This is a genomic window from Lutibacter sp. (assembly GCF_040883305.1).
Taxonomy (GTDB): domain Bacteria; phylum Bacteroidota; class Bacteroidia; order Flavobacteriales; family Flavobacteriaceae; genus Lutibacter.
Genome location: NZ_JBFLKT010000069.1, coordinates 1 through 4,982, shown reverse-complemented (window position 1 = coordinate 4,982; position 4,982 = coordinate 1). Strand labels below are relative to the sequence as shown.

Annotated in this window: 5 protein-coding genes; all 5 read left to right on the top strand. The window is 30.7% G+C overall.

The window, feature by feature from the left end; all coding sequences use genetic code 11:
• Positions 1 to 1,473, top strand: a 1,473-nt coding sequence (locus AB1Z17_RS02165) for a SulP family inorganic anion transporter (RefSeq protein WP_368050147.1), incomplete at its 5' end; no start/stop codon positions are given.
• Positions 1,474 to 1,582: 109 nt separating this feature from the next.
• Entirely contained in the window at positions 1,583 to 2,998 is a 1,416-nt protein-coding gene (locus tag AB1Z17_RS02160) for a rhodanese-like domain-containing protein (RefSeq protein ID WP_368050146.1), read from the top strand.
• 137 nt (positions 2,999 to 3,135) lie between these two features.
• The gene (locus AB1Z17_RS02155) at positions 3,136 to 3,546 is read left to right on the top strand and encodes a rhodanese-like domain-containing protein (protein WP_368050145.1); all 411 of its coding nucleotides are present in this window, start codon (positions 3,136 to 3,138) and stop codon (positions 3,544 to 3,546) included.
• The gene (locus tag AB1Z17_RS02150; protein ID WP_368050144.1) at positions 3,546 to 4,115 is read left to right on the top strand and encodes a DUF3365 domain-containing protein; all 570 of its coding nucleotides are present in this window, start codon (positions 3,546 to 3,548) and stop codon (positions 4,113 to 4,115) included. The genes AB1Z17_RS02155 and AB1Z17_RS02150 overlap by 1 nt, the downstream gene beginning before the upstream one ends.
• 10 nt (positions 4,116 to 4,125) lie before the next feature.
• Positions 4,126 to 4,982, top strand: an 857-nt coding sequence (locus AB1Z17_RS02145) for an NAD(P)/FAD-dependent oxidoreductase (RefSeq protein ID WP_368050143.1), incomplete at its 3' end; no start/stop codon positions are given.

Genomic DNA, 4,982 nt, shown 5'->3' with positions numbered 1-4,982 from the left:
GTTGCCGCATTAGCACAAATTGGAACTGAAAACTTTATTGAATTTGCCATTCTTTTAGCTTTTATGATGGGTTTTTTACAAGTTGTATTCGGTTTTTTTAAATTGGGTTTTTTAGTGAATTTTTTATCAAGGCCAGTTATAAGTGGATTTACATCAGCCGCAGCTTTAATTATTGGATTAAATCAATTAAAACATTTGTTGGGTGTTCAAATTGTGCGAGATAATAAAATTCATACGTTAGTTTTAGACGCATTTCAAAATATAAAAGAAATAAATTGGCTCACTTTTGTAATAGGAGTTGTTTCCATATTAATATTGGTTTTTCTAAAACGTATAACAACAAAAATCCCTGCAGCATTGGTAGTGGTTGTTTTAGGTATTGTATTGGTTAGAGTGTTTCATTTAGAGCAATTTGGTGTTCAAATATTAGGTGAAATACCAAAAGGGTTACCTGAATTCACAATTCCTAGATTTGAAAAAAATACGTTGATTGATTTATTTCCAATAGCATTAACACTATCTTTTATTGCCTTTTTGGAAGCAATATCAGTTGCCAAAGCAATTGAAATAAAACATACCGATTATAAAATAAGTCCAAATCAAGAATTAATTGCAATAGGTTTAGGAAACATTGTGGGGTCTTTCTTTCAAACATATCCTGCAACAGGAGGTTTGTCTAGAACTGCGGTTAACAATCAAACTGGAGCTAAAACACCGTTGGCCGCAATAATTTCGGGGTTAATTGTTAGTATAACATTACTATTTTTAACACCAGTTTTTTTCTATTTGCCAAAAGCTGTACTAGGAGCAATAATTGTAGTTGCTGTTTATGGATTACTCGATTTTTCAATGCCAAAAGAATTGCTAACCTATTCAAAAAGAGAACTAATAATTTTAAATATTACATTAATTGTTACTGCTACAGTAGGAATAAAAGAAGGAATATTTATTGGAATTATTTTATCCTTAGCAATGCTAATTTATAGAAGCACAAAACCACATTTTGCAGTTTTAGGACAAGTGAATGATACCCATTTTTATAGAAATGTGAATCGATTTGAAGGACTTCTAAACATTTGTGATGATATATTAATCGTTCGGTTTGATGCTCAACTATACTTTGCAAATGTGTCATTTTTTAAAGATAAGTTAGATGAGTTTGTTTCTGAAAAAGGATCTAAACTAAAACTTATAATTATTGATGGTGAAAGTATAAATAGTATAGATAGCTCTGGTATTTTTATGCTGAAGGATGAAATTAATAAGTACAAAAATAAGGGAATTGAGATTGCTTTTAGCGGATTAAAAGGACCAGTTAGAGATATTTTAGATAAAAGTGATATTATAAAAACAATAAACTATGCTAATTGTTTTATGAGTATTCAAGAAGCAGTAGATGTGTTCGAAGATCGAAAAAAAAATAAGGAAATTGAGGTTAAATATTTTGATTTTATTAATCAAACAAACCGTTAAAATAATCTAAATTTTTCACATAATGTAACCTCGATTACAAATAGATATTTACAATCTTGTAGATTTGGGAAAAGAGAAATAAGTTTAACAAAATAAAAATCAGATAATTATGAAAGTAGAACAATTGTTTACGGGCTGCTTGGCAGAGATGGCTTACTATATCCACTCAAATGGAGAAGCGGCAATTATTGATCCTTTAAGAGAAACTGAACCATATATAGAAATGGCAAAAGCTGATGGAGCTAAAATTAAATATGTGTTTTTAACGCACTTTCATGCAGATTTTGTTTCTGGTCAGGTAGATTTAGCAAAAAAGACTGGTGCAACCATAGTTTTTGGTCCAAATGCCAATCCAAATTACGATATTCATTCAGGTAAAGATGGAGAGGAATTTAAAATAGGAGCCTTAACGCTTAAATTATTACACACTCCTGGTCACACAATGGAGTCTTCATCTTATTTATTAATAGATGAAAAAGGAAATAAACCTTATGTGTTTACTGGAGATTGTTTATTTATTGGTGATGTTGGAAGACCAGATTTAGCAGTGAAATCAGACTTAACACAAGATGATTTAGCTGGTCATTTATTTGATTCTCTTCGTAATAAAATTATGATATTACCAGATGATATTATTGTATATCCAAACCATGGTGCAGGTTCAGCTTGCGGGAAAAACATGAGTTCAGAGACTTTTGATACCCTTGGAAATCAAAAGAAAACAAATTATGCTTTAAGAGCGGATATGACAAAGGAGGAATTCATTAAAGAAGTTACCACAGGCTTAAAACCAGCTCCACAATACTTTGGGAATAATGTTAGAATGAATAAAGGGGTAAATACGAGTATTGATGAAATTTTAAAAAGAGGAACAACACCAATAGATGCAGATTCATTTAAAGAAATGAGTGAACAAGACGATATTTTAGTTGTTGATACCCGTTCCAAGGAATTATATACAGAAGAAGGTACAGTTCCAGGTGCCTGGTATATTGGAGTAGAAGGTGGTTTTGCACCATGGGTTGGAGCATTGATTAAGGATATTAATCAGAAAATAATTTTTATTGCCGAAGAAGGAAGAGAACATGAGGTTGTTACACGTTTTTCTCGTGTTGGTTATGATAATATAAGGGGGTATTTGCGTGGAGGAATTCATTCCTGGTTGGCAGCAGGTCATAAAGTTGATAAAATAGGCTCTATTTCTGCTGTAAAATTTGCAAATAAACTAAAAGAAGGAGCTCTTGATGTAGCTTTGGATGTTAGAAAAGAATCTGAATACCAATCTGAACATGTAAAAGGAGTAGAAAATTTCCCATTAGATAATATTCATACAAATTTTGCTGAAATTAAACCAGATAAGGAGTATGTTTTACATTGCGCAAGTGGGTATCGCTCTTTAATTGCAGCATCTATTTTTATGGCTAATGGTGTTAAAAAAGTAACTGATGTTAGAGGTGGTTTTAAAGATATAAAAGATACAGGTGTGGAACTTACAGAATATGTTTGCCCAACAACATTGCTATAAAATGTTCTTTTTTAATTTAATATTTAGGGAGTTTTTTAACTCCCTTTTTTTATGAATTTTATTTAAAATTCGTAACTTTAGTTACTGCAAACTAATAATTGAAACCATAGCTTTGTAAAAAAACAATTAAAGAGTAAATGAAGACTACACTAAAACTATCATTATTAATTTTTATTTCAATTTTAACGTTAAGTTGTAATAGTAAAAATAATTCTAAAACTGATAATCAGTTAGGAGAAATTAAGCGTATTTCTGCTTTAGAATTTAAAGAAAAATCTAAAAACAATACTATTATAGATATTAGAACTCCACGAGAATTTAACCAAGGTTATATTGAAGGAGCAATTAATATTAATTATTACGATAAAACATTCTTAGAGCAAGTAGCTAAACTTGATAAAAGCAAACCAATATATATTTATTGTAGATCGGGAAGTAGAACTTCATCTGCAGCGAAAAAACTTAAAAATTTAGGATTTTTGGAAGTAAATGATCTAGAAGGAGGTATTATAAGTTGGGCTAAAAACCAATATAAAATAGTAAAATAATGATGTTTAAAAAAATTTCAATACTACTGATAGTTACAATCTTATTCTCTTGTAACAAAGGTTTTTCAGAAAAGGAAAAAGAAGAATACACTTTAAAAGGTAAAGAAATTGCACAAGCTTCATTTAAAGCGTTAAGTACAGAATTGATGGCGCAAATGAAGGCTGGTGGGCCAGCACAAGCAGTACCTTTTTGCAAAGAACAAGCAAGACCTATTTTAAATGAAGTTGCATCAAAATATGATGTAACAATTGTAAGGTCTTCAGACCAATTAAGAAGCTGTAAAATAGAGCCAACAGAAAGAGAATTAGATATTATAAATGATTATAAGAATTCAGTTGAAGAAAACAAGGAATTAAAACCAATTGTTGAAATTGATGCAACAGGTAATAAACATTTTTATGCACCAATAATTGTACAAGCTAACTGTTTAGTTTGCCATGGTAAGGTAAATGAAACGATGTCTGTTAAAACAGATTCAATAATAAAATTAACGTACCCTTTTGATATTGCTACGGGTTATAGTGAAGGTGATGTTAGAGGTGTCTGGAGTATCACATTTAATAAATAGCACATAAATTATGGCAAAAGTAGTTGTTTTAGGAGCTGGAATTTCTGGTCATACAGCAATTTCATATTTAAGTAAATACTTAAAAAAAGACCATGAAGTTATTATGGTTTCACCCAACAGTAATTTTCAATGGGTTCCATCAAATATTTGGGTTGGAGTTGGATTAATGACACCAGATCAAGTGAAATTTAAGTTAGCACCGGTTTATAAAAAATTGGGTGTAAATTACAAACAAGCATTAGCTATTTCTATAAATCCAGAAGGAGATGCTGAGCATAATACTGGGTTTGTTACTATTAAATATGTTTCAGAAAATGAAAAGGATACTATAGAAAAAGTCCCATACGATTATTTAATAAACGCAACAGGACCAAAACTAAATTTTGAAGCTACAGAAGGGTTAGGACCAAAATATTTCACAGAATCTGTTTGTACCTATGACCATGCTTCTCACGCATGGGCAAAACTTGAAGATTCTTTAAAGAAAATGGAAAATGGTGAAAAACAAACCTTTTTAATTGGAACAGGTCACGCATTGGCAACGTGTCAAGGTGCTGCGTTTGAGTATGTGTTAAATATTGCTTTTGAAATAAAGAAACGAAAATTAATGCATTTGGCAGATTTGGTGTGGATAACCAACGAATATGAGTTAGGAGATTTTGGAATGGGAGGTGCATACATTAAAAGAAATGGTTATGTAACTCCAACTAAAATATTTGCTGAATCAATTTTGAAAGAATATGGTATTCGATGGATTAAAAGAGCAGGGGTTCAAAAAATAGAAAAAGGAGTAGCACATTTTGAAAATTTAGAAGGAGAACACAGAACTGTAAACTTTGATTTTGCAATGCTAATTCCTGGTTTTGC